This window comes from Pantoea allii (assembly GCF_002307475.1).
GTDB lineage: Bacteria > Pseudomonadota > Gammaproteobacteria > Enterobacterales > Enterobacteriaceae > Pantoea > Pantoea allii.
In genome coordinates, this window is sequence record NZ_NTMH01000031.1 from 40,226 (window position 1) to 66,085 (window position 25,860).

General features: G+C 51.6%; 26 protein-coding genes and 1 pseudogene. 8 read left to right on the top strand and 19 right to left on the bottom strand.

What is annotated here, in order from left to right; translation table 11 throughout:
- Positions 1 to 10: 10 nt before the first annotated feature.
- Genes CMR03_RS11155 through CMR03_RS11170 form a run of 4 tightly spaced genes read left to right on the top strand, consistent with a single transcriptional unit; the run spans position 11 to position 5,620 of the window.
- The gene (locus CMR03_RS11155) at positions 11 to 2,512 is read left to right on the top strand and encodes a glucan 1,4-alpha-glucosidase (RefSeq protein ID WP_096011569.1); all 2,502 of its coding nucleotides are present in this window, start codon (positions 11 to 13) and stop codon (positions 2,510 to 2,512) included.
- A 1-nt stretch (position 2,513) separates the two neighbouring features.
- Positions 2,514 to 3,518, top strand: a complete 1,005-nt coding sequence (gnd, locus tag CMR03_RS11160; RefSeq protein ID WP_063877075.1) for a phosphogluconate dehydrogenase (NAD(+)-dependent, decarboxylating) — start codon at positions 2,514 to 2,516, stop codon at positions 3,516 to 3,518.
- 17 nt (positions 3,519 to 3,535) lie between these two features.
- Complete coding sequence (zwf, locus tag CMR03_RS11165) at positions 3,536 to 4,906, top strand: glucose-6-phosphate dehydrogenase (RefSeq protein ID WP_096011570.1); 1,371 nt, start codon at positions 3,536 to 3,538, stop codon at positions 4,904 to 4,906.
- A gap of 18 nt (positions 4,907 to 4,924) precedes the next feature.
- Complete coding sequence (locus CMR03_RS11170; RefSeq protein ID WP_096011571.1) at positions 4,925 to 5,620, top strand: ROK family protein; 696 nt, start codon at positions 4,925 to 4,927, stop codon at positions 5,618 to 5,620.
- A 208-nt stretch (positions 5,621 to 5,828) separates the two neighbouring features.
- Here the strand turns inward: CMR03_RS11170 and CMR03_RS11175 are convergent, their stop codons facing one another.
- Both CMR03_RS11175 and CMR03_RS11180 read right to left on the bottom strand, forming a co-directional pair.
- Positions 5,829 to 6,128: a CcdB family protein gene (locus CMR03_RS11175; RefSeq protein WP_096011572.1), complete on the bottom strand. Its 300-nt coding sequence runs from the start codon at positions 6,126 to 6,128 to the stop codon at positions 5,829 to 5,831.
- Between the two features lie 2 nt (positions 6,129 to 6,130).
- On the bottom strand, positions 6,131 to 6,349 hold the full coding sequence (locus tag CMR03_RS11180) for a type II toxin-antitoxin system CcdA family antitoxin (protein WP_063877079.1): 219 nt from the start codon (positions 6,347 to 6,349) through the stop codon (positions 6,131 to 6,133).
- 71 nt (positions 6,350 to 6,420) lie between these two features.
- Here CMR03_RS11180 and CMR03_RS11185 point away from each other — a divergent pair, with 71 nt between their 5' ends.
- On the top strand, positions 6,421 to 6,855 hold the full coding sequence (locus CMR03_RS11185) for a hypothetical protein (RefSeq protein WP_096011573.1): 435 nt from the start codon (positions 6,421 to 6,423) through the stop codon (positions 6,853 to 6,855).
- Between the two features lie 53 nt (positions 6,856 to 6,908).
- On the opposite strand, the gene CMR03_RS11190 is transcribed toward CMR03_RS11185, so the two are convergent.
- The 8 genes from CMR03_RS11190 to CMR03_RS11225 all read right to left on the bottom strand — a co-directional run bounded on the left by CMR03_RS11190 (position 6,909) and on the right by CMR03_RS11225 (position 14,720).
- On the bottom strand, positions 6,909 to 7,181 hold the full coding sequence (locus CMR03_RS11190) for a hypothetical protein (RefSeq protein WP_096011574.1): 273 nt from the start codon (positions 7,179 to 7,181) through the stop codon (positions 6,909 to 6,911).
- Between the two features lie 357 nt (positions 7,182 to 7,538).
- Positions 7,539 to 8,843: an aminotransferase class I/II-fold pyridoxal phosphate-dependent enzyme gene (locus tag CMR03_RS11195; protein WP_208625020.1), complete on the bottom strand. Its 1,305-nt coding sequence runs from the start codon at positions 8,841 to 8,843 to the stop codon at positions 7,539 to 7,541.
- Between the two features lie 144 nt (positions 8,844 to 8,987).
- Positions 8,988 to 10,250 (bottom strand): diaminopimelate decarboxylase family protein, encoded by a 1,263-nt coding sequence (locus CMR03_RS11200; protein WP_096011575.1) that lies wholly within the window; start codon positions 10,248 to 10,250, stop codon positions 8,988 to 8,990.
- A 39-nt stretch (positions 10,251 to 10,289) separates the two neighbouring features.
- Positions 10,290 to 11,246, bottom strand: coding sequence for an EamA family transporter (locus CMR03_RS11205; protein WP_096011576.1), 957 nt, complete (start codon positions 11,244 to 11,246; stop codon positions 10,290 to 10,292).
- The gene (locus tag CMR03_RS11210) at positions 11,233 to 12,480 is read right to left on the bottom strand and encodes an ATP-grasp domain-containing protein (protein ID WP_096011577.1); all 1,248 of its coding nucleotides are present in this window, start codon (positions 12,478 to 12,480) and stop codon (positions 11,233 to 11,235) included. Before CMR03_RS11210 ends, CMR03_RS11205 begins: the two co-directional genes overlap by 14 nt.
- A complete protein-coding gene (locus CMR03_RS11215) occupies positions 12,477 to 13,211 on the bottom strand; it encodes a class I SAM-dependent methyltransferase (protein WP_082875126.1) in 735 nt (244 codons plus the stop codon). Before CMR03_RS11215 ends, CMR03_RS11210 begins: the two co-directional genes overlap by 4 nt.
- A gap of 48 nt (positions 13,212 to 13,259) precedes the next feature.
- A complete protein-coding gene (locus CMR03_RS11220) occupies positions 13,260 to 13,937 on the bottom strand; it encodes a class I SAM-dependent methyltransferase (RefSeq protein ID WP_063877085.1) in 678 nt (225 codons plus the stop codon).
- A 45-nt stretch (positions 13,938 to 13,982) separates the two neighbouring features.
- Positions 13,983 to 14,720, bottom strand: a complete 738-nt coding sequence (locus tag CMR03_RS11225) for a HalD/BesD family halogenase (protein WP_063877086.1) — start codon at positions 14,718 to 14,720, stop codon at positions 13,983 to 13,985.
- Positions 14,721 to 15,357: 637 nt separating this feature from the next.
- Between CMR03_RS11225 and CMR03_RS11230 the strand changes: the two are divergent.
- Positions 15,358 to 16,091 (top strand): annotated as a pseudogene (locus CMR03_RS11230) (IS3 family transposase); the annotation flags it as partial.
- Between the two features lie 69 nt (positions 16,092 to 16,160).
- Positions 16,161 to 17,281, top strand: a protein-coding gene (locus tag CMR03_RS11235; protein ID WP_096011578.1) for an IS3 family transposase whose coding sequence is annotated in 2 segments (ribosomal slippage) — positions 16,161 to 16,419 and positions 16,419 to 17,281 — 1,122 coding nt in all. Because the reading frame shifts where the segments join, the coding sequence is not laid out codon by codon here.
- Between the two features lie 167 nt (positions 17,282 to 17,448).
- Here the strand turns inward: CMR03_RS11235 and rutG are convergent.
- From rutG to rutA, 7 genes are read right to left on the bottom strand one after another with little or no spacing between them, the layout of a single operon-like run.
- On the bottom strand, positions 17,449 to 18,786 hold the full coding sequence (gene rutG, locus CMR03_RS11240) for a pyrimidine utilization transport protein G (protein WP_096011579.1): 1,338 nt from the start codon (positions 18,784 to 18,786) through the stop codon (positions 17,449 to 17,451).
- A gap of 33 nt (positions 18,787 to 18,819) precedes the next feature.
- Entirely contained in the window at positions 18,820 to 19,374 is a 555-nt protein-coding gene (rutF, locus tag CMR03_RS11245) for an NADH-dependent FMN reductase RutF (protein WP_096011580.1), read from the bottom strand.
- Positions 19,375 to 19,404: 30 nt separating this feature from the next.
- Positions 19,405 to 19,995 carry a malonic semialdehyde reductase gene (locus CMR03_RS11250; protein ID WP_096011581.1) on the bottom strand — a complete coding sequence of 197 codons (591 nt, stop codon included), beginning with the start codon at positions 19,993 to 19,995 and terminating at the stop codon, positions 19,405 to 19,407.
- Positions 19,992 to 20,819 carry a pyrimidine utilization protein D gene (gene rutD / locus CMR03_RS11255; protein WP_096011582.1) on the bottom strand — a complete coding sequence of 276 codons (828 nt, stop codon included), beginning with the start codon at positions 20,817 to 20,819 and terminating at the stop codon, positions 19,992 to 19,994. The genes CMR03_RS11250 and rutD overlap by 4 nt, the downstream gene beginning before the upstream one ends.
- Before the next feature lie 39 nt (positions 20,820 to 20,858).
- On the bottom strand, positions 20,859 to 21,245 hold the full coding sequence (gene rutC, locus CMR03_RS11260; RefSeq protein WP_096011583.1) for a pyrimidine utilization protein C: 387 nt from the start codon (positions 21,243 to 21,245) through the stop codon (positions 20,859 to 20,861).
- A 26-nt stretch (positions 21,246 to 21,271) separates the two neighbouring features.
- Positions 21,272 to 22,021, bottom strand: a complete 750-nt coding sequence (gene rutB, locus CMR03_RS11265) for a pyrimidine utilization protein B (protein WP_096011660.1) — start codon at positions 22,019 to 22,021, stop codon at positions 21,272 to 21,274.
- Positions 22,021 to 23,112 carry a pyrimidine utilization protein A gene (gene rutA, locus CMR03_RS11270; RefSeq protein ID WP_063876882.1) on the bottom strand — a complete coding sequence of 364 codons (1,092 nt, stop codon included), beginning with the start codon at positions 23,110 to 23,112 and terminating at the stop codon, positions 22,021 to 22,023. Before rutA ends, rutB begins: the two co-directional genes overlap by 1 nt.
- A 399-nt stretch (positions 23,113 to 23,511) precedes the next feature.
- Here rutA and rutR point away from each other — a divergent pair, with 399 nt between their 5' ends.
- On the top strand, positions 23,512 to 24,201 hold the full coding sequence (gene rutR, locus CMR03_RS11275) for an HTH-type transcriptional regulator RutR (protein WP_096011584.1): 690 nt from the start codon (positions 23,512 to 23,514) through the stop codon (positions 24,199 to 24,201).
- A gap of 184 nt (positions 24,202 to 24,385) precedes the next feature.
- On the opposite strand, the gene CMR03_RS11280 is transcribed toward rutR, so the two are convergent.
- Positions 24,386 to 25,141, bottom strand: coding sequence for an amino acid ABC transporter ATP-binding protein (locus CMR03_RS11280; protein WP_063876884.1), 756 nt, complete (start codon positions 25,139 to 25,141; stop codon positions 24,386 to 24,388).
- Between the two features lies 1 nt (position 25,142).
- The gene (locus tag CMR03_RS11285; protein ID WP_063876885.1) at positions 25,143 to 25,793 is read right to left on the bottom strand and encodes an amino acid ABC transporter permease; all 651 of its coding nucleotides are present in this window, start codon (positions 25,791 to 25,793) and stop codon (positions 25,143 to 25,145) included.
- Positions 25,794 to 25,860: the final 67 nt, after the last annotated feature.

A 25,860-nucleotide genomic window follows, 5' to 3' on the forward strand; every position in this document is an offset into this window, starting at 1 on the left:
TAGCCTAAAAATGGCAGATTCTGACAGCGATGCCCTGCAGTTGCAAAAGTGCATGAGAGAGGGCGACCAGCAAATAAGCGCTAAAGTTGATTCCGCCCCGGGAGCGCCGGGTATCGCACCCCGCTGGACATCAAGTGCCAAGAGCGGAATCGGCACGGCCCTTTCAACAGACTCCCCTGTCTGGTTCTCCTTAAGCCATGGTGTTCTCAACGAAATCTATTATCCGCGCGTCGACAGCGCCTGCACCCGTGATTTCGTTTTCGTCATCACGGGGCCGGAAGGGTATTTTTCCGAAGAAAAGCGCGATTGCTCAACCGAAATCAATACCTGCTCGCCAGGCATTCCGGCCTTTTCAATCAGCAACACGTCCCGTGACGGACGTTACAGGCTTGAAAAGGACATCATTACAGATCCGGCTCGTGCCTGCGTGCTGCAACGCGTCCGTTTCACCGCTCTGAAGGGTGATATCGAGGATTACAAGGTCACCGCACTGCTTGCACCCCATCTGGTGAATGCGGGACAAATGAACGCTGCATGGATCGGCGAATTTGAAGACAAGCCCGTGCTTTTTGCCACGGGTCGCTCTTGCTACCTGGCGCTCGTCTGCGACCTACCCTGGACAGCAGTGAGCGCGGGTTTTGTCGGTACTTCAGACGGCTGGCAACAGCTGAAAAAACACGGACGCCTCGCCAACCAATATCAGCGCGCGGATGACGGCAATGTCGCGCTTGCTGGGGAACTGGTGTTCACAAGCAACTGCCGTGAAGCCACGCTGGCTGTTGGTTTCGGCCAAACGGAATTCGAGGCCGCAGCGGCGGCAACCGCCAGTCTGAAAGCGGGCTTTGACACCGCGCGGAATCACTATATCGGCAACTGGCAAGCGTGGCAGGACAAGCTCATGCCACTCGACCAGAAAGAGCGGGACGGCGTAAATACATACCGGGTTTCAACAGCAGTTCTGGCCTCGCACAGAGACGCCGATTCCCCCGGCGCCGTTGTCGCGAGCCTGACAATACCCTGGGGATTTTCGAAGGGTGATGACGATCTTGGCGGCTATCATCTGGTCTGGCCGCGGGACCTGGTTGAAACGGCAGGGGGTTTCCTGGCCGCTGGCGACGCCGACGCAGCACTCGCTATTCTCGAATATCTCCGGCACGTTCAAGAGCCCTCCGGGCGCTGGCCACAGAACCTGTGGCTCGATGGAAAACCTTACTGGCCCGGTATCCAGATGGATGAGTGCGCCTTCCCCATTCTGCTTACCGATATGTTGCGTCGACTCGGTCATCTCGACAAGAAAGCGCAGAAACATTTTATGCCGATGCTGCGCAGCGCGGCCAGCTACATTCTGACCAACGGCCCGACGACCAGCGAGGACCGCTGGGAGGAAGACTCGGGCTACAGCCCCTTTACCCTGGCGGTAGAGGTTAGCGCCCTTCTTGCTGCCGCGGACCTGCTTTCTGTCGATGGAGACGAGGCGGCGGCAAATCACCTGCGAGAAACTGCGGACTGCTGGAATGAACAGATTGAAAAATGGACCTTTGCGGGAGAGCCAAATTTCTGCGGCTCGATCGGCATTTCCGGTCACTATGTCCGCATTGCTCCGTCGGGCGTAACGGATGAGGCCAGTGCATCCGGCAATACCGAGATCCGCAACCAGACGCCGGATCGGGCGCTTCTGTCGACCACCGATGTACTGAGCCCGGATGCTTTGGCGTTAGTGCGTTTTGGACTGCGCGCCGCTGATGACCCGCACATCGTTGATACGATAAAGGCAATCGACCACAGTCTTCGTGTCGAGCTACCCCAGGGTCCACTATGGTATCGGTACACCGGCGACGGCTATGGCGAGCATGAAGACGGCGCGCCGTTTGATGGTATCGGCCAGGGACGTCCCTGGCCTTTGCTGGCGGGCGAACGTGCGCATTACGAGCTGGCAGCGGGCAGGCATGATGTGGCTGAGGCGCTATTATCCACGCTGGAAAAATCGGCAGGCCCGGGCGGGCTGTTACCGGAACAGATATGGGACGGCCCCGATATTCCCGAAAAGGAACTGTTCTTCGGGCGGCCTTCCGGGAGCGCCATGCCGCTTGTCTGGGCGCATTCCGAACATATCAAACTCCTGCGATCGCTCCACGATGGCGCAGTCTTCGATATGCCACCGCAAGGCGTCGAGCGCTATATCAGAAATAAGACCGCATCGCATTTGCGCATATGGCGCTTTAACAACCGCCTGACCTCGCTTCCTGTCGGGAAGCAACTGAGGCTGGAAACGGAAGCGAACGCCCTGGTGCACTGGAGCACGGATGGCTGGGCTACCGTCTCTGACACGCCTGCAGTCAGTTCCGGGCTGAAAACCTATTATGTCGACCTGCCTTTGCAACATGAAGACGCAGGAACCTGCGTTGTCTTCACCTTCTACTGGCCTGACGTCGGACACTGGGAACACACCGACTTTACCGTTCACGTCGTGAATGAACAGGAAGATCAAACACGCATCGATAATGGAAAATGATATGCAGATTGGAATGGTAGGTCTCGGGCGCATGGGCGCCAACATGGTACGCCGCCTTCTTAAACAGGGCCACGATTGCGTCGTCTTCGACGTGAACGCCGATAACGTTGAAGCACTCATCAAAGAGGGAGCAACCGGCGCGTCATCGCCAGCGGATCTTATTGCTAAGCTGGAGACGCCGCGCGCGGTCTGGCTCATGCTTCCTGCCGCGATCACACCGAAGATTGCGCGGGACTTCGCATCAACGCTTACCAAGGGCGACGCCATCATTGATGGCGGCAACTCCTTTTACCGTGAGGCTATCGACCTGTCCGAGGAGTTTTCATCTCTTGGCATCGACTATATCGACGTCGGCACATCGGGTGGCGTTTGGGGCCTGGAGCGTGGCTATTCCCTTATGATTGGGGGCCCGCAGGCGGCTGTAAAACGCCTGGACCCGATTTTTGCATCACTTGCGCCCGGTGCGGGTCAGAGCATCGCGGAAGACCCGGCCGTGGGCACGGCTCCAAGAGGCTATCTTCATTGCGGACCGGCAGGCGCCGGACACTTCGTCAAGATGGTACACAATGGCATTGAATATGGTGTGATGGCTGCCTATGCCGAAGGCCTGAACATATTGAAAGCCGCTAATGCCGGGACCGTCGAGCGAGAGGCTGATGCGGAAACTGCACCCCTTTCCCACCCGCAATATTATCGTTTCGATGTCGATCTTCCCGCCGTTACAGAGGTGTGGAGGCATGGCTCGGTCATTGGCTCCTGGCTGCTGGATCTCACAGCCGAGGCATTGAAACAGGACCCGCATCTCGACAATTATGATGGCCGTGTGTCCGATTCCGGTGAGGGCCGCTGGACATTGCAGGCGGCGGTGGAAACGGGCGTCCCTGCTCCGGTTCTTGCATCGGCCCTCTTCGGGCGCTTCTCTTCTCGTGGCGAAGCACAGTTTGCCGAAAAAGTTCTCTCAGCCATGCGGCATGCCTTCGGCGGCCATTTGGAAAAAACCAGGTAACGTAGAGGAGCACAGCAATGGCGCAGCAGCGTTCAGACGTGCTGGTGGTGTTTGGTGTCACCGGCGACCTTGCCCACAAGATGATTTTTCCTTCGCTCTACGCAATGGTGAAGCATGGCGCGCTCAAGACGCCGATCATCGGTGTGGCATTTGAGGACTGGACGCGCGATCAGTTGATCGCGCGGGCAAGAGATGCGGTTGAAAAGCATGTCGATGTGATCGATCAGACGGTCTTTGCCGAGCTGGCGGACAGACTGTCCTACGTTTCCGGCGATTATCGTACTCAGTCAACATTCGACGGGCTGCGGGATGCGCTGGCAGGCCATCATAATCCGCTCTATTACCTTGCCATTCCGCCCTCCCTTTTCGAAACTGTCGCCAACAGTCTGGAAGAGGCCGGAATCGCGAAAGGTGCCCGCCTGATGGTGGAAAAGCCGTTCGGACGCGATCTCGCGTCGGCAAAACAACTGAACAACGTGCTTCATAAGGTTTTCGATGAGGACGCGATTTTCCGCATCGACCACTTTCTGGGTAAGGAAGCCATCCAGAATCTCCTCTACTTTCGCTTTGCCAACAGCTTCCTTGAACCAATATGGAATCGCGATCATGTCGAAAGCGTTCAGATCACCATGGCCGAGGACTTCGGCATCAAGGGACGCGGCAAATTCTATGACGAAGTTGGCTGCATTCGTGACGTGATTCAGAACCACCTGGTCAATGTGCTGCTGTTGCTTGCCATGGAACCTCCCGCGTCCGGCGCGTCCGACGATCTGGTTGATGAGAAGGTACAGGTGCTAAAGGCCATGCCGCCCCTGTCAGACGCTGACGTGGTTCGTGGTCAGTTTGAAGGCTATACCGACGAACCAGGTGTCGCCCGTTTCTCTCCGACGGAGACCTTCGCTGCGGTTCGCTTCCACATTGCAACATGGCGCTGGAGTGGCGTTCCCTTTTATATCCGTGCCGGCAAAAATTTGCCTGCACATGCGACGGAAGTGGTCGTGCGCTTCAGGCGACCGCCGGTTACCCTTTTCGATGACATTACCGACGAGCCTGCCAACTATATCCGCTTTCGTCTCGGCCCGGATATTACGATCGGCATTGGCGCGCGACGCAAGGCTGCCGGCGAAAAGATGCGAGGTGAAGCCGTCGAGCTAACGGCGCTTGACGATGGTATTGGCGATATGCTGCCTTATGAGCGGCTGATCGGAGATGCCATGGCTGGAGACAGACAGCTTTTCACCAGGCAAGATGCAGCGGAACTGGCCTGGAAGATCGTCGAGCCGATACTGGATGAGAAAACCGTTCCCGCTGCCTACAAGCCAGGGACATGGGGACCCGCCGCGATGGCGGACTTTGCGCCCCCCGGCGGCTGGTTTGACCCCGTTTGAGCTGATGGATAAATATAAATGACAAAGCATACTTTAAAAAAGAAAGAGCCTATCGTTCTGTCCATCGACATCGGCGGAAGTCATGTGAAGATCCTCTCCAGCGCTGGCGGTGAAGAAAAGAAGGCAGAAAGCGGAAAGACCATGTCTGCAGCTGACATGGTTGCGGCGGTCAAGGCCATGGCTGAAGGCATGACTTACGATGTGATCGCGATGGGTTTTCCCGGTCCAGTGGCACACGATAAACCGCTCAGTGAGCCCGCCAACCTTGGTGAGGGCTGGGTGGGGTTTAACTATGCGGACGCATTTGGCTGCCCTGTCCGTATCGTCAATGACGCCCTGATGCAAGCGCTCGGCTCCTATCAGGGAGGACGAATGCTGTTCCTCGGTCTCGGCACCGGACTGGGTGCTGCCATGATCGTCGAGAATGTCGCTCAACCCATGGAGATTGGTCATCTACCCTACCGCAAGGGCAACAGCTACGAACACTATGTGAGCGAAGCCTATCGGAAAGATAAGGGAAACAAAAAATGGCAGGAGCGGGTTTTCGATGTCGTGGAGATGCTGACCAAAGCCCTGGAGCCTGACTACGTGGTGCTGGGTGGCGGCAATGTGGATAAACTCGCTTCACTTCCGCCAAAGTGCCGCAAAGGCGACAACACTCTGGCGTTCGAGGGTGGATTTCGACTCTGGAACGATCGCAGCCTGATTACGTAATCTCTGCTTTCTGGTTTATTACCGAATAGCGTTGCGGTGTTTTCGATTTTCTGCCGCGAGCAATTGTTTGCGGCAGATAAAAAGCTCCAGCGAATTCTAAATTCAACCAGACGTAACGCTGCTGTGTGGACGCGTCGACATGACATTTTCAGGCCTATAGAACAATGGCAGGTTTTTTCGCCGTCCATCGGCGCGATGAGAAAACGTGTCAGAACCCCCAAAAGAGCCTGAAAATCGCGTTTTTGATTATTTCTTCATACTGTCTGACATCATCGACTTTATCCCCTAACGCTTTCATCGGGACTGATGACACGTCGGTTGTCACAACCCGGTATTTGATGCCATTAACAAGCACTTGAGGATAAAGTTCACCTGTCCCCTTAAACTCGCTCGGACGTGCAAGTGGTACAACCATTAAACGGCCTGGTGTTTCTATTAGATAGCTCTGTACTTCAACAAGATAGGGGTATTTTATTCCGTTTATGTGCGGGTAAACGTCAAATTGCATCGTTACCAGTTCCTGTACATATCAGAAAGCGAGCCCTCTTCTCCCACAAAGTCAGAGAAAGCTTTCATGCTTTCACGGTTTTCTTCTTTCCAGCGTTCGGCTCGGATTCTGCGGGCCTCATTGATGACAAGTTCGTTAACCATTCCAGAGAGATTTAAGCCAGCAGATGAAAAAACCTCATAGGCTTCTTTATCGATGGTTACGTTAGTTCTGTATTTCATGCGCACCTCCAGAGTGTGAGTTAAAAGTATACACTTCGGACACACACTGGCAAGGCTCGTTTTTTTGATTTATGGACGGATTTCAAGGTGCAGCTGGTCGCACTCAACCTGAAACACGTATTCAGCTTGTCAGACTGCCGGATGACCAGAAACAGGCGGTAATGATTTGCCAGATGGCGAGCATCCCTGCTCGTGATGCAGGTGCACTGTTCGTTAAGGCAGAGCGGGAAATGCTATTTATGTTAAATAATCAACTTTTAACGTATAAACCAAAAACTAAGCACCTTTCGAATTACATGTTTGCTGTTACCAGCGGCACTGTTCACGGGCTGAGCCTGTCCTCACGACATCTGGGCATAAAAGTCAGTGTGCACTTCTGTTGCTGTTATTTTATTAGCAACCCTGAAAATTTCGACAAAGACAGTTACATATTACTGAGCAAAAATTGGCGATTTGGACTGTTTTGCACATTAGGTACGGCCATAAAGACTGCATTTTATATATAAGATTCAATTAAATAAGTTTAGCAATGAGTCACCGTTAAAACTGCATTTAGCTGTTAAGCATTACCTTCAGTACTGTTTTTGAAATAAAAGTCAGAATATAACATTTCAATTTCAGTTTCTGAAAATGCCTCTTCGACGGTGCCATTATCCAAATTGACCTTCAGTCTTGATAAGGGGATAGAATAAATGTCACCTACAAATACTTTGGTGGGGTTGTGGGAGTTAAAAATGGCATAAGCTACATCAGATAACTGAGGGTCGGTCTTGTCTTCGATGCTGGAGATAAAAATACAGGCAGCAACTGTTTTTTTCTCATTATTTCGCATTCCGGCAAATTTGGGTCCAGGTTCAACTAGTTCAATGCCTCTTATATAACCTGATGTTTCTGTTAATGAAGGTGCAGTTAAACTGGCTACGTGGCATCACCATCTGGAGATTAATAAAGCCTGTGACGATCCCTCACTTGGTACGGGTTGTGGGGAAGATGAAAACGCATAATAACTGAAACCTGCAGACACCGTTTACAGATAAGGTGTCTGCACTGATATGGTTTTATTTTCGGTCCGCCCATGTACCCTGTCGCGCGTCGTAAAAGCTGGCGATTCTCCCTGTACTGAATGACCAGATCGAAAATTATTCAGATAAGGCATACTCCATTCTCCTCCCGGTCAATGCGTCCCCTGTTAGAGACAGAGCACATTTCTTATCTTATGGAGAGCCTGCTCCAGTACACAAATTTCAGGAACCAGAGCGATGCGTATGAATTCATGACCGGGATTTCGGCCATCAACAGTCTGGGCAAGATACTCACCGGGAAGCACACGGATGCCGCTCTGTCGCCAGAGCTCTGTTGCTGTGGCGACTCCGTCACCTACGTTCAGCCATGTAAAGAGACCGGCCCTGGGGATGACAAAATTTGACACATCCCCCAGAACCGAAGCGACCAGTGCGTATTTTTCCTGACACTCCTGACGTGCCTTAATCACATGTGCTTCATCCGCCCACGCCAGGGCCGATATCTCTTGCAGCACACCCGGCACAGGTGCCCCCCCTTTTGCTCTGAGATTCCTCATTCGCCTTATGCTTTGCACTCCGCCTGCGGCGAAGCCTGAGCGTAGACCCGGCAGACCTGACCTTTTCGAGAGCGAATTGAATACGACTATCCGTTCCGGATTGTACTGGGTTCCTGAAACCAGCCCGAGATAGCCGGCTGGTGGTTCACCGGCATAAAGCTCTGAATAGCATTCGTCAGCAAAGATACGGAAGTCATAACGCTCTGCCAGGGCCAGCAGCTCAAGAAGGTATTCTGCTGATGCCACTCCGCCCTGGGGATTGGAGGGTGAACATATATATACGGCTTCAACTGAGTTCAGGATTCTGTCAGGCAGAGCCCCGTAATCCGGCATATACCCTGACGCCGGATCGGCAGGCACTGGCACGGGCTCAGCATTAATGATCAGAGCCGCAGCACGGTAGGCCTGGTAAGCCGGATTCGGCATAAGAACCCGTGAACCATGCCCTCCTTTGCATAAAGCCAGCATGGCGGTGAAAAGTCCCTCTCTGCTTCCGTTAAGGACCAGCAGGTTTTCCTCTGATAAGCGGACTTCGTAGCGGCGGGCTATCCAGTCACATATTGCATGTAATAGATTATCTGAACCGTAATTATCCGGATACTTCGCCAGAAGATGTGAATGTTGGCACAATGCGGCCTGAATGAAAGGAGGAAGCTGCTGCTGGGGTTCACCGAGGTCCAGTCGTGTCGGATACGCACCCGGCATAACGCCATGCAAAAGCTGTCGAAGGCGCTCGAAGGCAGAAAAACTTTCATCAATTTTTTCAGGTTGCATCGTATACTCCCGGAGCTCGAACAGATCAGGTAATGTTGGGTTTTGCGTCTCAGCCTTCGCCATTTCAGACCAAACTGTGCGCGCCAACGTGATGGCCGCACTGCCTCCCTCCTCGCGGGGATTAATCCGGAAAGTGTTCATACCCTTCCTGAGATCCGGACTGATGATATTGATAAACCGTCCTATCACTCATACAGGGAATTCAAAAAAGTACGCTGTTGATAAAGACGGTCGGCCCCTTTTTCGTTTCATGGACGACATCAGGAAAGATGACAGCTTTAAGCTTTAATAATTTTTTTCCTCAGCTAAGGACGCAGAAAACCGGTCAAAATCAGGGATTGTGGATAAATAGTGTCGTGTCGTTTCGGCTTCGCGAATTAATTTCACTGTACCGTTTTGCTGAAGCAGCAGTTCTTTTGGCCTAAGACGCCCGTTGTAGTTAAAACCCATGGCTGCACCGTGTGCGCCGGTGTCGTGAATCACTATCAAATCGCCTCGCTGTGGTTCCGGAAGGAGGCGTCCGGTGGCAAATTTATCATTGTTCTCACAGAGTGATCCGACGATATCAGCGGTGACGGGAGGACGTTCTACAAAGGGAGCAGTGATGTGGTGGTAGGCATCAGGATAGAGAGCAGGACGCATAAGGGCGCTCATTCCCGCGTCGACACCAATAAAAGTCCGAAACTTGTGCATGACAGTATTTACCGCCGTTACCAGAACCCCGTGTGGGCCCGTCACATACCTGCCGCATTCTGTGTAGAGCTGCGTGGTATCAGCGAAGTGTTTCCCGTGAAGTTTTGCCAGACCGTCAGAAAAAAAAGGGAAATTAAATGCTTCTTCATCGGGCCTGTATGGTATGCCAATGCCGCCACCGATGTTAACGAAATCCAGAGCGACGTCAGCACTCTCTGCAACATGTAAGGCGTGAGTGATAACTAATTCGGCGACGTCCAGCACCCTCTCTGCCGATCTCTGGTTTGAACACAGCATTGCATGCAGGCCGAAACGCTTTGCGCCTAAGTCTTTTGCACGTCGAAAGGCCTGCACCAGTTCAGAATGGGGAACGCCGAATTTACTGTTTTCAGCCGCCCCCATGAACGTGCACTTTTGATCAAGAGCGCCTGCAGCCATGCGAAAGCAGACGCGTTCAGGGAATGGCCGCAGGGTGTCGAGGAAACAGATATCGTCAAGATTGACAACTGCACCGGCTCTCACAGCTGCCTCAAATTCATCGGGTCGCGTATTATTGGAGGTGAAAAAGATGTCATGGCCTCGGGCACCAGCCAGTAATGCTAATTCAATTTCAGGGACCGAGGCACAGTCAAATCCCATCCCCTCTTCCTGAAGGATAGCCAGTATGTAGGGGTTTGGCAGTGCTTTAACAGCGAAGTACTGCTTAAAGGGAATTGCCTTTGCGACAGACCTGAACTGTCGGCAGGTCTCGCGAATGCCTGTTTCATCATAAATGTGGAAAGGCGTTCCAAACTCCAGCGCTATTTCCCTGAGTTGTGGTATTAAACGCTGATGAAATGTTCCAGACATTGGCATGAGCATATCTCTCAGTGGTTATTGAAAAATGATGGGCGATCAGTTTTTCCTGTCTAACTGCCTCTGTTCAGAGACAACGTTCCAGCAAGCAATAAGAAAAAGTGAGCAGATTGCCACCACCGTTGAAACACTGTAGTGGAGCCTCGAGTCGAATAACTGGAACAGCCACGTAAATCCGGGAGCACATGCAATGATCAGGAGTACGGTCGTTGAACCACAACGCTCAAGCCCTTTCTGCAGAGCAAAAATCGGAACAGCGATTCCGAGAACCGCGATGATCCCGGCAAGGATGAAAGTACCGGACCCGGGGGTCAGATCACCAGACATGAAGGCAGATATACCCGACAGGCATACCAGTAAAACAAAACGCGTACGCATCAAATCGAAAGCGTTGTACCCGTGCTTATAAAGTCGGCGGGAGCGGGACGTGACCAGCGCAATTGCAGCACCGCCAAGCCCGCACAACAATGCGCCAGTCCAGAATGCGCCGGAATTTATATCTCCAATCGCGCTGACCCCCAGGTAGGTTGAACTCAGAAGAAAGAAGGCGGTAAGTGCCGAAAAAAACACCCGGATTTTAACATTACGGTTATTATCGCATTCTATCCCGAGCAGTTGTGAGCAGAGTGGGCTTATGCCTACTGTCACAGCGCTGACAACCGCGGGCTCAAGGTACCTGACTGCCCAAAAAAAGCATCCCCAGGCCAGAGCGGTCTCCAGGTTAAGCAGCGCAATTTCCCTGAAGCTTTTCGAAAAGATCGACCACCCTTTCCTGAACGACCGGAAGTTAAAAATAATGTCAGCGTTAAAGATTAAGGTCACTAAACCAAACGATAGAAATACAAGAAGATTTGGGTCTGTATCCTGAACCACATGACCAATTACCACTTCTTTGGCCGCTGACATCACAGAATAAATAAGGACAAATATCGCGCCCGTGGAGGAGTAACGTCTGGCCAGCGTTTCACTGACCTGTTTACTGTCATTCAACAACATGGAAAATTTCTCCGGCCAGCTCCATTTCCCTTATTCGTTTATGGTCCTCTGATATTGTCGCGTCGTCACCCACAAGATAAATAATGCCCGGGGAAGTAAAAAGGTCGCGGGTCTTTGATATACGAGAGCCTACCTGAGGGAGATGAATGGCTGAATGAAATGAAGGCAACGAGCGGATGTGCTGAAGTCCTTGAGCGTTAACAATGCGGCCTTCCTGATTCGAAATCAGGCTGATACATGAAACGGAAGCGCGCCGTGGACATGACTTAATAAATAATTCTGAAAAAACTTCGGGTTGTGAGTAACGCAGTACCGTCAGAGAGACAACATCCGTCCCAGTACATCGACGAACCGCGCTCTCATCTATCGTGCCCTGTAAACGGGCTGCGGTTTCGATCAGAACCGGACCTCTGTCCGTATATTTGAGCTCCGTGTGACTGGCTCCTTCTCTGATACCGAGTGCGTCAAGTACGCCGGTTGTATAAGAAATGAGTTCAGCCTGGACATGCCCCGTCAGTTCCATCAGGTCTTCTTTCCAGCAGACGAGTGATCCGTTATGGCCGGGCATGCGATCATCTTTCCAGATCTCGCTAACGTAATGCCGGCCATTAACAGACGTACAGTTTACAAAATATTGTTGCCCCTGCAGATATTCCTGAATCAGTACACTGGAATTCGTTTCCCCAATTGCATTTTGTTGCCCGAAAAGCAGGCCTGAATGCGCAATAACCTCTTCTCGTGAGTCGCAAATTCTGAAGCCATCACCTCCAGCGCTGTTAGCCGGTTTTACAACAAGAGGGAATGAAAAATTTTTAAAATCCAGATAGTTTAAGTCTTCTGCATTCATTACCTTAACTTGCATCGGCACATCTAATCCCGCATCTTTAACTGCTTCGATCATGGCAAACTTATCGCGCCGGCTTTCACTTTTCTCGATCGTATTGCTTGGCAGCGAAAGATGATGGCTTATCGCTTCAGCCAAAACCACGCCAGACTCTGTTCCTGCAATGACAAAGTCGGGGGCAAACCGTGAGATTTTTTCTGAAGCCTGCAAGTAATCATCGCCCGAAAAACCAAAGTCGGTTTCAAAGTCGCCCGGACGAAACGTTTTTTCATAATGAGGAGAAGGTGTTTCGCCGGACCTGATATGCGTAACGGTAAAACCCTGCTCCCGAAACAGGGATGCGAGTTTGGCACCAGTGGAGTAAGCATCACAGATTACAATTTTCTTCATGGACGCTCCGCTACGATAACGAGATTGTCTCCGGGAGACTTAGGCGTTAAGTCAAAACTGCCGTAGAAGCGGATGTCCTTAAATCCTGCCTTAATCAGCATTTCTTTAAGCTCCTCCTTCCAGTAAAGACGTGTTTTACACGTCAGAAGCTGACCTTTGTACCGGTAATCTACTGTCAGCATCTTATCCTGAACAATCAGAGTTTCCTTAACACCGTTCTTTTCTCTGTGCGTATGGCCGTCCTGTTCCAAAACGCACGATGCTCTTTCCATATCTGACAGTTCCATTATAAGCCGCCCGCCAGTCCGCAGTGACTGAAGCCATGAAGAAAGGATTTTCTGATCTGCAGTCTCATTTTCCGCATAACCAAAACTCGTATAAACATTTACTATTGCGTCGAACGGTCCGGCGGGCGGACTGGCCATATCACAAAGCTGAAACACAGCATCAGATTTCAGATTTCTTGCAACGTCAAGTTGCTCCGAGGATAAATCAATCCCCGTGACGGTATAGCCAAGGTTTGCAAGCGCGTGCGACACCCTGCCGATACCACAACAAACGTCTAAGATTTTATTATATTTCCCTGGCGGTATAATTTTAGATATCGCGATGGAATCTAAAACAGTATGGTCATATCTCCCAAGAGCTTCAGACAGCTCGACAAACAGGAGAGGCATGGCCCCCTGTACCGCGCTTTCGCTATGAGCGGCACTGCTATTATATTGGGTCATAGTAATTCACATATTTAGATTTTATAAAATACCAGGAGGTTATGTTGTTTAACGATTTAATATTCCGACGTAAATCGTTCTTTTGCGAATTCCTGATATTGGCCGGTGATATTCAAATATTTCAGATCTCAGCTCATCAATACCAATTTTTTTAAACTGCTTTCTGAGATATTCTGATGATAAATAACTGAAGTTCGGTACCGAACCATGTGGCTCAACATCCGCTCCCTCCTTTATCGGGGCATCATTTGAAACGATAATTTTAGCATTATCATCAAGATGTAATGCCTGCAGGTGGTGTAACGAGCGTGTCAGGCCGCTGCAGGAATCATATAAATGACCAAAAAAGCCATCAGCATATATCGTTGCTGCATCCTTTAAAATATGGGGGGAAAGCTCGAAGAAGTCCGCGCAGATGCTCTCCAGACCTTTTCGGGTGGTGATCGCCACAGCCTCCTCGTTGCAATCGACGCACACTACCTGATAGCCCGCTTTCATCAGTCGCTCTTCGATGAAGCCGTTACCACTCCCGAGGGAAACTATACGAGCCCCCTTGGGGGTGTTAGCAGTAATAATGGCCATTATGCGGGAAATGTATTGTGGTGAGAAACCGGATGGTGTAATTGAGTCACCGAACGGGATCCCCTTTTCCCATAATTCGTAAAGATTCTGCCCTTTTCTTTCCTGAACAGGGCCATAATAATTTGGATAAATTTCTGTAGGCATTGAAGTAACCTCGATATTTAATCCTGAATGATGTTAGAGATACCTTTAAAGGGAATATATCTCTTCCATCGACTCGTGTGACACGACCCGATCAATTTCATCAGCACCGGCATAGGAGAAACATACGATGATCCTTAAGTCTGCTTCTTTTAAAGGTGACACATGGTGCAGGTTTGCGGCACCGTTAATTAAATAGAAACTACCCTGCGGCACATATTCACGGTATACAGGTCCCTTATCAAGGTAGGCCTGGATATTAGGATTCTCTTTATCCCACTCCGTGTTTGGAACAAATTCGACCAGCCCCCCGTTACCTTCTCTTGGGGCCCTGACAATGAATAACAATGAATACCGGTAATCATCCCAGTGCCACCCGTGTTCATCCTGAGGTAACTGCTGACTGTTGATAACAATTTCCTCAGGTTCGAAAGGTACTTTGATTACCTTGTCGGCAGTAATCTGCTCCAGGACTCTGAAAAGAGCAGGATCGCTGTAAAAAGCCGGAAGAAGGCGGGCCATTGCGAAAATATCATGACGACTACAGCTCATGTACTTGCGGGGGCTGTTGTCTGTTGATGATACTTTGGTATCCCGCCGCTTTGCTGTTTCAGTAAGACAGTTAGCCACTTCCAGCTCTATCAGGTAACGGAGCTGCTCAGGAATAAAATTGTCCATACTGACAAAGCCGAGCTCCTGAAATTTACTGCTCCATTTAACTATTTCCGCCTCACAGCCAGCGAAATGGGCCTCAAGGTCAAAAGATTTAGCAAATTCTGAAATCACACTTACCTCCAGACAGATGAGTTCAATCAACGGGCTCTTTCATGGATGACATAAAAACACTTTTCTTGGTGAGGATTAAGCGAAGTCCAATCTAGATTAATTTTTTTTCATCATCAACAAGAATTAATGGATCACGGAAAGTAATCAATAAGAAAAGCTTAAATTTTGTCGTTACGCTTATGTTTTTAAATGCTTTTTTTTAGGCTTTAACGGGAATCCCTTACAGATAAACAGCTGATAACTGAATAATAATTTCATATTAATCAATTTCTTAACGTTTTCAGTCTTTTTAAAACTGAATTTTTTTCGAAAAATAAGAAAAATCTCAGGAGTAAAAATGATTAGTAAAACGGTTTACAAGATGTTTTATTGATAAGATACACCGCAATTAAAATATAAACTAAATGCATGTTTATTGTTTCGCTGTTACATGAAATTTCCATATAAAAACTCTGGTTTATTGGAAACCTGCTACAGGAATACAGATTTTGCCCGTCTGGTAATCGACCACGCCACATTTCTCTGTCTCTGTGATTAACGCCGGCAGAATGAATACCGGGTAAATGTAGTGGCACACTGAATTTGGCCACCTGAATAGAGGTGATATCATCACCTCACAGTAAAAACAGGTGACATTATGACCGGACGTAACAGACGCAATTTTAGCCCCGAGTTTCGCCTCGAAGCTGCCCAGCTTGTACTCGATCAGCATTACACCGTTGCCGCCGCTGCTACGGCAATGAACGTCGGCAAATCCACAATGGACAAATGGGTTCGACAATTGAAAGAAGAGCGAGCGGGAAAATCACCCACTGCTTCACCCATGACACCTGAGCAGATTGAAATACGCGAGCTAAAGAAAAGACTTCAACGCGTTGAAATGGAAAGGGATATATTAAAAAAGGCTACCGCGCTCTTGATGTCAGACTCCCTGAACAATTCTCATTAGTTGAGAAACTCAGGGCGCGGTTTCCTGTTGCCGTTGTGTGCAACGTGTTTGGGGTTCATCGCAGCAGTTATAAATACTGGCGGCAGCCCAGGAAGCCTGACGCCACGAGAGTGGCATTACTGAGCCTTGTGCGTGAAGTTTATCGCGAAAGTAACGGCTCAGCAGGAGCGTGAAGCATTGCCGCGATGGTCACCACCAAAGGTATAAAACTGAGCCGCTGGCGGGCAACAAAGCTAATGAAAGCGCTCAATATTATCAGCTGTCAGCAACCTGGCCATCGTTATAAGAAGGTGTCTAAGGAACACATTGAGATCCCTAATTATCTGGATCGCCAGTTTGCTGTTACCGAGCCTAATCAGGCCTGGTGCGGTGATGTGACTTATATCTGGACGGGAAAACGCTGGGCTTATCTGGCTGTAGTGACCTGCTCCCCGTTGATTAACACACCGCGATGTTAGTAATGTCTTCATCAGTCACATGAGGACATCCCCATGAAGAAGCGATTTTCCGACGAACAGATCATCAGTATTCTCCGCGAGGCCGAAGCCGGGGTTTCAGCCCGGGAACTCTGCCGTAAGCATGCTATTTCAGACGCTACCTTTTACACCTGGCGCAAGAAGTTTGGTGGCATGGAAGTTCCCGAAGTGAAGCGGCTCAAGTCGCTTGAAGAGGAGAACGCCCGCCTCAAGAAGCTGCTCGCTGAAGCCATGCTGGATAAGGAGGCGCTTCAGGTAGCTCTTGGCCGAAAGTTCTGACGACAGACCAGACGCGGGAAGCCGTGGAAGTCATGTGTGAGGCCGCAGGTCTGTCGCAACGTCGTGCCTGCAGGCTGGCAGGTTTGTCCCTGTCGACCTGCCGTTACTCGGCTCAGCGTCCGGCTGCTGACGCGCAGCTGTCTCTACGCATCACAGAGCTGGCACTTGAGCGCCGCCGCTTTGGTTACCGGCGCATCTGGCAGCTACTGCGTCGGGAGGGCCTTCACGTCAACCACAAGCGGGTATACCGCATCTATCATCTCAACGGCCTGAGTGTAAAACGCAGGCGACGCCGCAAGGGACTGGCGACTGAGCGGCTTCCGCTTCTTCGCCCGGATGCGCCGAACCTGACATGGTCGATGGATTTTGTCATGGATGCACTTGCCAGCGGCCGCAGGATGAAGTGCCTGACCTGTGTGGATGATTTCACGAAGGAGTGTCTGACGATCACCGCCGCTTTCGGGATTTCGGGTGTTCAGGTCGCGCGTATTCTGGACAGCATTGCGCTGTTTCGTGGATATCCTGCGACGATAAGAACCGATCAGGGTCCGGAATTTACCTGCCGCGCGCTGGATCAATGGGCCTTTGAACATAGTGTTGAGTTGCGCTTAATCAAGCCGGGCAAGCCAACTCAGAACGGATTTATTGAGAGTTTCAACGGTCGCTTTCGGGATGAATGCCTGAATGAGCACTGTTTCAGCGATATTCTTCATGCCCGGAAAATGATCAATGACTGGCGGCAGGACTATAACGAGTCCAGACCTCATTCATCGCTGAATTACCAGACGCCGTCTGAATTTGCAGCAGGCTGGCGAAACGGGAAACATCAAGAAAAACCAACCGACATTATTAACTGAAGGTTGGCAGGTCACTTAACGTACAATAATTTTCGATATCCAAACTGCCCCCTACTACTAAAAGCAAAAACCGGGCATTTCCCACCACGCTTTAGACGTGACGAAAACACCCGGCTCTTCATTCAGAAACACTCCCTGCCCGCCCTTCTTAACTCTCAATTAGAGGCTTACTCCTTCACCACCACCTCAGTCTTTATCTCCGGCTGTGCGCTTGCCATTTTGCTACGGCTCAAAAACGCATTAAGCAAAATTGCGCCGAAAGTCGCGGTGCCGATACCGCCCATGCTGAAGCCGCCAAGCGTCAGGGTAAAGTTACCCGCGCCAAGTACCAGCGTGACCGCCACCATAATAAGATTGCCGTTCAGCCCCAGATCGACGTGGTTTTGTACCCAGATGCGGGCGCCCGCCACGGCGATTAATCCGAACACCACAATCGACGCGCCGCCAAGCACCGGGCCGGGAATGGTGTGGATCAGCGCACCAAATTTGGGTGAGAAGCCCAGGGCAATGGCGATGATCGCTGCGGTGACAAAAATCAGCGTGGAGTAAATTTTGGTAACGGCCATTACGCCGATGTTTTCAGCGTAAGTCGTCACGCCGGTGCCGCCCGCTGAAGCCGAAAGTAAGGTCGCCAGGCCGTCACCGATAAAGGCGCGGCCCATATAAGGATCAAGGTTTTTACCCGTCATCCCTGCCACGGCTTTAATATGGCCAAGGTTTTCCGCTACAAGAATTACCGCCACCGGGGCAATCATCAGCATTGCGTGAGTGCTGAATACCGGTGTGGTAATGGTGGGTACGCCAAACCAGGGTGCCTGGGCTACTGCGCTGAAATTCACCGGTGTGCCCAGCCCAAGGCCGTTGGTAATCGCCATGTAAATCAGGTACGCCGCCACCAGACCCAGCAACAGCAACAACCGCTGCACCAGACCACGGGTAAATACCGCCACCGAGCCGATACACAGCACGGTCATCACCGCCATCCAACTGTCAAACGATGAAGCCGATACGCTGTTAATCGCAATGGGCGCGAGGTTCAGACCAATCGCCATCACCACCGCCCCGGTCACCACTGGCGGCATCAGGCGCTCAATCCAGCGCGTGCCGACCGCCATGACCACAAAACCGATCAGCGTATAAATCAGGCCACAGGCAATAATGCCGCCCAGCGCTACGCCGATATTTGGATTCGAGCCGTGACCGCTGTAGCCGGTTACCGCAATCACCAGCCCGACAAACGCCGCACTGGAACCGAGGTAACTGGGTACGCGCCCGCCAACCACCAGAAAAAACAGTAGCGTGCCGATGCCCGACATCAGGATCGCCATATTGGCGTCAAACCCCATCAGCAATGGCATTAATACGGTGGCACCAAACATCGCCACCGTATGTTGCAGCCCCATGATCACCGTTGCGCCCAACGGCAGCCGTTCATCCGGCGCGATCACCGCACCATCCAGATTGCCTTCTCTTTTACGCCATTGCGGAAACCAGGTATTTGCCATGCACGACCCTTACTGTGTTGAGGGAGGACTGAGTTAACAGGCTGTCTGACGCATCAGCGGATGATAGCGTCGATCGAAATACGCCAGTCCGTGGCAGTCATCGTTGCGTTGGAGTGCAACGACTTCACAAAACAAAATATCGTGGGTGCCGACGCGGGTGATCTGCGTAATGGTGCAGTCAAACGACACCAGCGCGTTGGTGAGGATCGGTGAACCGGTGGCAAGACCTGTCCATTCGGCGGCGGCAAAGCGCTGCTCCATCGGCGTTTTCCCCCCAAATAAACCGGACAGCGACTCATGACAATCGGCCAGTGTGTTTACACATAACACCTGATTTTGGGTAAACGCCTGATGCACCGACGCAGAGCGATTCAGGCAGACCAGCAATGTCGGCGGCGCATCGGTTACGCTGCACACGGCGGAGGCAGTGAACCCTGCCCGTCCGCCAGGGCCGTCAGTGGTGATGATATTGACAGCGGAACCGAGGCACGCCATCGCATCACGGTATTCCTGTTTTTCTACAGCCGCCTGTTTTGCAACTTCAGGCGCATCGATGGCGGGCAGTGTGGCGTTCAGGGTTGATTGCATGGTCCGGTCCTCAGAATTAATCAATGATGCTTACAACACGCGGCAGGCGCGGTCGAAATCAAGGCGCGGCGCGCGCGGATACACTTTGCTGCTGTCGCCGTAACCGATGTTGATCAGAAAATTGGATTTCCAGCCTTCCTGCGCCAGAAACGTTTCATCGACTTTGGCGTTGTCGAAACCGGACATCGGTCCGGTATCCAGGCCGATCGCGCGGCAGGCCATAATCAGATACGCAGCCTGCAAGCTGCTGTTGCGAAACGCGGTATCCTGGGCCAGTTGTGGGCTGGAGGTGAACCATGAACGGGCATCACCAGAAGGAAACAGCTCAGGCAATAACGCATAGAATTCCGGGTCCCAGGCAATAATCGCTGTCACCGGGGCGCTCAGGGTTTTCTTCAGATTGCCGCTGGAAAGTGCCGGTGCCAGTTTTTCTTTAGCTTCCTGACTCTGAATAAACACGATACGAGCCGGGCTGCAGTTCGCCGACGTCGGCCCCATGCGCGCCAGTGCGTAAATCGTTTTCAGCTGTTCGCCTGTCACCGGTTTATCCAGCCAGCCGTTATGGGTGCGGGCTTCAGTGAATAAGGTAGCCAGTGCGCTGGCGGTTAATGCATCGGTCATGATGTCTCCGTGGAAATGTAACCGGACGGCGTAACGGACGCTTGTGATGAGTGCCGTAGTAACCAATCCAGTAAAATCGGGTTAAACGTATCGGGGTCGGTCACGCTCATTGCATGACCGCCGTACAACATGTGTCGATGCTCGCCATGAGGAAGACGTGAAGCAAGATCGACCGAACACGACCACGGCACCAGCAAATCGTCTTTACAACTGAAAGCCAGCGTCGGCGCGATCACCTCTTTGAGCGACGCCGTCAGATCAGACTCCATTAGTGCCTGCAGGCGGTGCAGCAGGTTTTCCATTCCCTGAAAATGCGCGACCTGGTGCGTGTGCTCTTCCTGCAATAACGCCTCATGGTCAGACAGCCAGTCGCCCGGATACAGGAACAGCGGCTGCGCCTGGACGTAGGCATCGACACCGCTGTTAAGCAGCAAATTCTGCCGGACTTGAAAGCAGCGACGCGTTTGACTGTTAAGCGTCGTCCAGCCGTTAATCACCACCAGACTTTGCAACAGCATCGGATAACGCAGTGCAAGATGCAGGCCAATAATGCCGCCTAAAGCATGACCGACCAGATGGCAGCGGCTGATCTCCAGCACATTGAGCATACTCGCCAGCTCGTCGGCCATGTCCTCCATCCGGTAACCGGCAGGCACGGTGCCCTGACTGTGCCCGGTGCCGTGCTGGTCATAGACCACCACCCGGAAATGCTCCGCGAGCATCGCCAACTGCGGCTGCCAGAAACTGCCAGAACCCCCCAGCCCGGATGAGAGCACCACGGTTTCTGCATCGGCATTTTTCCTACCCAGTACCTTGTAATACATGCTGTTTCCTCTTCAGGAGGACGGGGACACTCGGACGGATCACCGGCCAATATGCGCAATGGACGCGATTTCGATCAGCGCATCAGGTTTCACCAGGCCGCACTGAATACAGAACCGGGCCGGTTTTTCACCCGGAAAGTATTCGGCGTACACCTGATTCACCGCGCCGTAATTTGCCCAGTCGGTGATAAAAATCGAGTTCATGGTGACGTCATCCATGCTGCCGCCTGCGGTTTCGATCACGCTTTTGATGATCTCCAGCACGTGACGGGTTTGCGCGGCGGCATCACCGACATGCACGACGTTATTGTCTTTATCAAAAGGCAATGTACCCGAAACGTACACCACGCCATCGGCGAGAGTACCTGGAACGAAAGGCGCCAGCGGAACACCGCTGCCAGCCGGAATAATGGCGCTTTTAGGCATCGTTAATCGTCCTTTTTATAAAGCGGTCAGGCCGCATTTTGTTCAGTTTTGTAACCTAGCGCGTCACAGAAGTTACCCACGCTGGAGACCCAGCCAAAGAACGTTTCGATGTTATAAATGGCGGCTTTCTGCGCAAATTCCGGGCCGGCCTGATGTGTCGCGTCTTCCAGCACAACACCGAAATATTCCAGGAAGAAGCCGTCACGCAGGGTGGATTCGACGCATACGTTGGTCGCAATGCCGGTAAATACCAGATGATGAATGCCGTAGCTGCGCAGCAGGCTATCGAGCTGCGTATTAAAGAAACCGCTGTAGCGCGGTTTGGGCAATACAATATCGCCCGGCTGCGGCTGCAGTTCATCGACCAGGTCATAATCCCAGTCGCCTTTCGCCAGCAGTTTACCCATCAGTTCCGGGCGTTTGCGCATCGTTTTCAGCGCATTGGATTTATGGTAGTTCGGTGAACCGGCACCGCCGGCTTCGACGTACTGATTGTCCCAGCCGTTCTGGAAGAAAATCACTTTGATGCCCGCAACGCGTGCAGCGGCTATCGCCACTTTGATATTGGCAATCACTGGCGCAGTGGCAGAGACATCAAAGCCTGCCAGATCAAGATAACCGCCTTGAGTCGCGTAGGCATTTTGCATATCCACCACAATCAGCGCCGTTTGCTGCGGCGTGAAGGCAATGGCTTCAGGACGGGCTGTGAGGATCGTTTCCTCGCCGGTATTTTGGGGCGCGCGGCGGACCACTGTCTGATTCTCAACAACATTCATCATGCGACCTCTTTCTGCTCAATGCCGATGTGCTGGCGGGTTTTCATTAATGGCTGGATGTAACGACCAAAGTTTTCGATACCGTTGACGAAATCGTCGAAGGTCAGCAGCACGCCGCCTGCGCCGGGAACCGTATCGATTTCATCGAGCATTCTGGCGACGCTGGCGTAAGAACCGACCAGCGTGCCCATGTTGATATTGACCGCGGAAGTCGGATCGGCCATCTGGCGGACGTTGGTATCCGCACCGGATTTGGTGTCTTTACTGCTCTGGTCGGTGAGCCAGGAGAGCGCCTCGGCATCGGCTCCGGCTTTGTACAATTCCCATTTGGCACGGGCGGCATCGTCGGTTTCGTCGGCAATCACCATGAACAAAACGTAAGAGGAGACGTCGCGGTTTTCGGCTTCTGCCGCCGTTTTCATGCGCGCGGCGGTCGGCGCAAAAGCGGTGGGTGTGTTGACGCCTTTGCCGAAACAGAAGTTGAAGTCGGCGTGTTTGGCGGAGAACGCCATGCCTGCGTCGCTTTGCCCGGCGCAGATGACTTTCATTTGGCTTTGCGGACGCGGGCTGACGCGGCAGTCGTCCATTTTGAAGAATTCACCGTCGAGCGTGCAGTGGCCCGTGCCCCACAAGTCGCGCAGCACGCTGACATATTCGGTCAGGTAATCATAGCGGCGGCTGAAATAGTCATCGCCTGGCCACATGCCCATTTGCTCGTATTCCGGTTTCTGCCAGCCGGTGACGACGTTCACGCCGAACCGGCCATTGGAGATGGAATCAATAGTGGCAGCCATACGTGCAACGATTGCCGGTGGCATCACCAACGTAGCGGCAGTCGCGTAAAGCTGAATGCGGGAGGTCACGGCAGCCAGACCGGCCATCAACGTGAACGATTCCATGTTGTGTTCCCAGAATTCAGTTTTACCGCCGAAGCCGCGCAGTTTGATCATCGAAAGCGCAAAATCGAAATGATAGTGCTCGGCTTTCTGCACAATGGTTTTGTTCAGTTCGAAGGTAGGTTTGTACTGCGGCGCAGTTTCTGAAATTAGCCAACCGTTGTTGCCGATAGGAATAAAGACACCGATTTTCATAGCTCACCTCGATTGAAAATAATAAGGACCACAACAAGGGCTTGCGAAAATATCTGCGCGGCTTAAGTGCGTCCTGCGGGTTACTGATTGCACCGTGCTGAAATCTCCTGACGAGAGAACAACTGCAAAGTGGATGCCATGTTTTTAAAAGTGTTTATTTTCATTAGGTTAAAGCGGAGTTTGATTTTTTTATGGAGCAGATGGTCTGTTTTGGACCACCTGTTCAAAAATAACTGCACATAAATCAGGCAGGATTGAGCGCAAATGGTGCAAATTTATTAAATAGTCGGTTAAGCGGGATCTTATTTCGCCGCTTTCATAAATGGCGTGCATGACGATAGTCGCCCCTATCCCTATTTGTTATGCTTTCCACCTTGATGTTTATGTCATGGAGACGTTGTGAAGCCATTGGTCAAAAGCCCGGAATCTGCCGCCGGCGAAAGCAAGTCCCCTCAGGCAGCGTCGAAATCATTGACGCGCCGCTCGCGGGCGGTCGCCGCCAAACGTAGCGCTATCATGGCGGCTGCACTGGAATTTTTTTCGTTGTATGGCTTCCACGGCACCCGACTGGAGCAGGTAGCGGAACGTGCTGACGTCTCAAAAACCAATCTGTTTTATTACTTTCCCTCGAAAGAAGATTTATATATTGCGGTGCTGAAAGGGCTGCTGGATATCTGGTTAGCACCGCTTAAAGCATTGCAGTCCGATCAGCATCCACTGGAAGCCATACGCGAATATATCCGTCTGAAACTGTGCGTATCCCGTGACCATCCGCAGGCGTCGAGATTGTTTTGTCTGGAGATGGTGCAGGGCGCGCCACTGCTAAAACAGGAACTGGGTGGCAGCCTGAAAACGCTGGTGGAAGATAAATCGGATGTTATTCGCGGCTGGATTAAAGACGAGCTGATCGCACCGGTCGATCCGATGCAGCTGATTTTTATGCTGTGGGCAACTACGCAGCATTACGCGGATTTTGGCGTGCAGGTTGAGGCGATCACCGGTAAAACGCTCAGCGATCCGGTGTTTTTTGAACAAACGGTTAAGAGTGTTCAGGACATCATTATCAAAGGCATTCAGCTTCGGTCTTAAAAGGACCATGCAGCAAAGCAGAACGGTCTGGTGGTAAATGAACGTGGGAATGAACACAACACAGGTTCACCGATCCCCCGTTCATATGTTCATTTACTCTCCCGGCCCCGCAGCTGCCAGAAAGACGCAGCACTGACAACGCGTAATAACCATTTTTACGTGATCAGAACTGCTTTTCTGACGTTTACGCATTCATCATATTCGACACGCCGGAGTCCCTCAGAACCCGACGCAAGAAATCCTGGGTGCGTGCTTCCTGAGGACGCAGCAAGACCTGTTCGGCTTGCCCCTGTTCCACAATTTGACCGCTATGCAGGAAACAAACGCGATCCGCGACCTCTCGTGCAAATTGCATCTCGTGTGTGACAACGATCATTGTCATGCCTTGTTGTGCCAGATTACGCATAACCTGCAACACTTCACCGACCAGTTCGGGGTCCAGGGCGGAGGTGGGTTCGTCAAAAAGAATTGCTTTGGGCTGTAGCGCCAGTGTTCGGGCAATGGCCACACGTTGCTGCTGACCACCTGAAAGTTGCGCAGGCCACGCGGAAACCTTGTCTGCCAGCCCTACTCTTTCCAGCAATTCTCTCGCGCGTTTTTCTGCGGCATTGCGTGATTCGCCATTAACGTAAATCGGGCCTTCCATTACGTTCTCAAGCACATTGCGATGGGGAAAGAGATTAAAGCGCTGAAAAACCATACCTATCTGGCGTCGGAGCAAATTGATATTTTTGCTTTTATTATCAACATGCTGACCGAGAACGCGAATTTGACCGTTTTCATACGTCTCAAGCCCGTTTATACAGCGCAGCACCGTGGACTTCCCGGAGCCTGAAGGTCCAACCAGACAGACCACTTCGCCCTCTTCGACGCGAAAACTGACCCCTTTAAGCACTTCTACTGAGCCAAAGCGCTTATGAACATCAATAATTTCAATCATCTCAGGCTCCTCTTTTCTGACGATTTTCAAGGTGTTTGGTAAAGGCCAGCAATGGCATGCATAACGTCAGGTAAAGTAACGCCACCAGGGTATATACCGTTGTGTTATCAAAGGTCGAGGCAGCAAGAAGCTGTCCCTGGCGTGTCATTTCGGTTACCGCGATCGTTGAAGCAAGAGCCGAATCTTTAAGCATCATCACCAAGGTGTTGCTGTAAGGCGGCAGTGCAACATGAAAGGCCTGAGGCAATATGACCCGCCGCATCGCTTTACTAAAACTCATTCCCATAGAACGTGCAGCTTCCAGTTGACCGCGATCCACGGATTCAATGCCAGAACGAAAGATCTCTGCGAGGAAGGTAGAAAAACAGAAAGCAATACCGATCACGCTGGCCTGAAAAGAGGTAAGGGTGATACCAATGTCGGGAAAAACGAAGTAGATGTAAAACAGCACCACAATCATGGGCAACGCACGGGTGATGTTAATGATGACAGCGACAGGCCATGAAATGATTTTAAAAGGGCACATTTTTGCAGCAGCAAAGATCAGGCCGAGCGGCGTACTGATAAGTAACGACAACAGTGTGATGTAGATTGTCATTTCAGCCCCTTTCAAGAGAAAAGGGAGATATACATGAATGCTGCTCCAGTCCATTATGCGCTCCAGCCGGTGTTAGGTGGCATGCTAAAAATTCATTTTAATGAATATTCCCCCGTTAAAT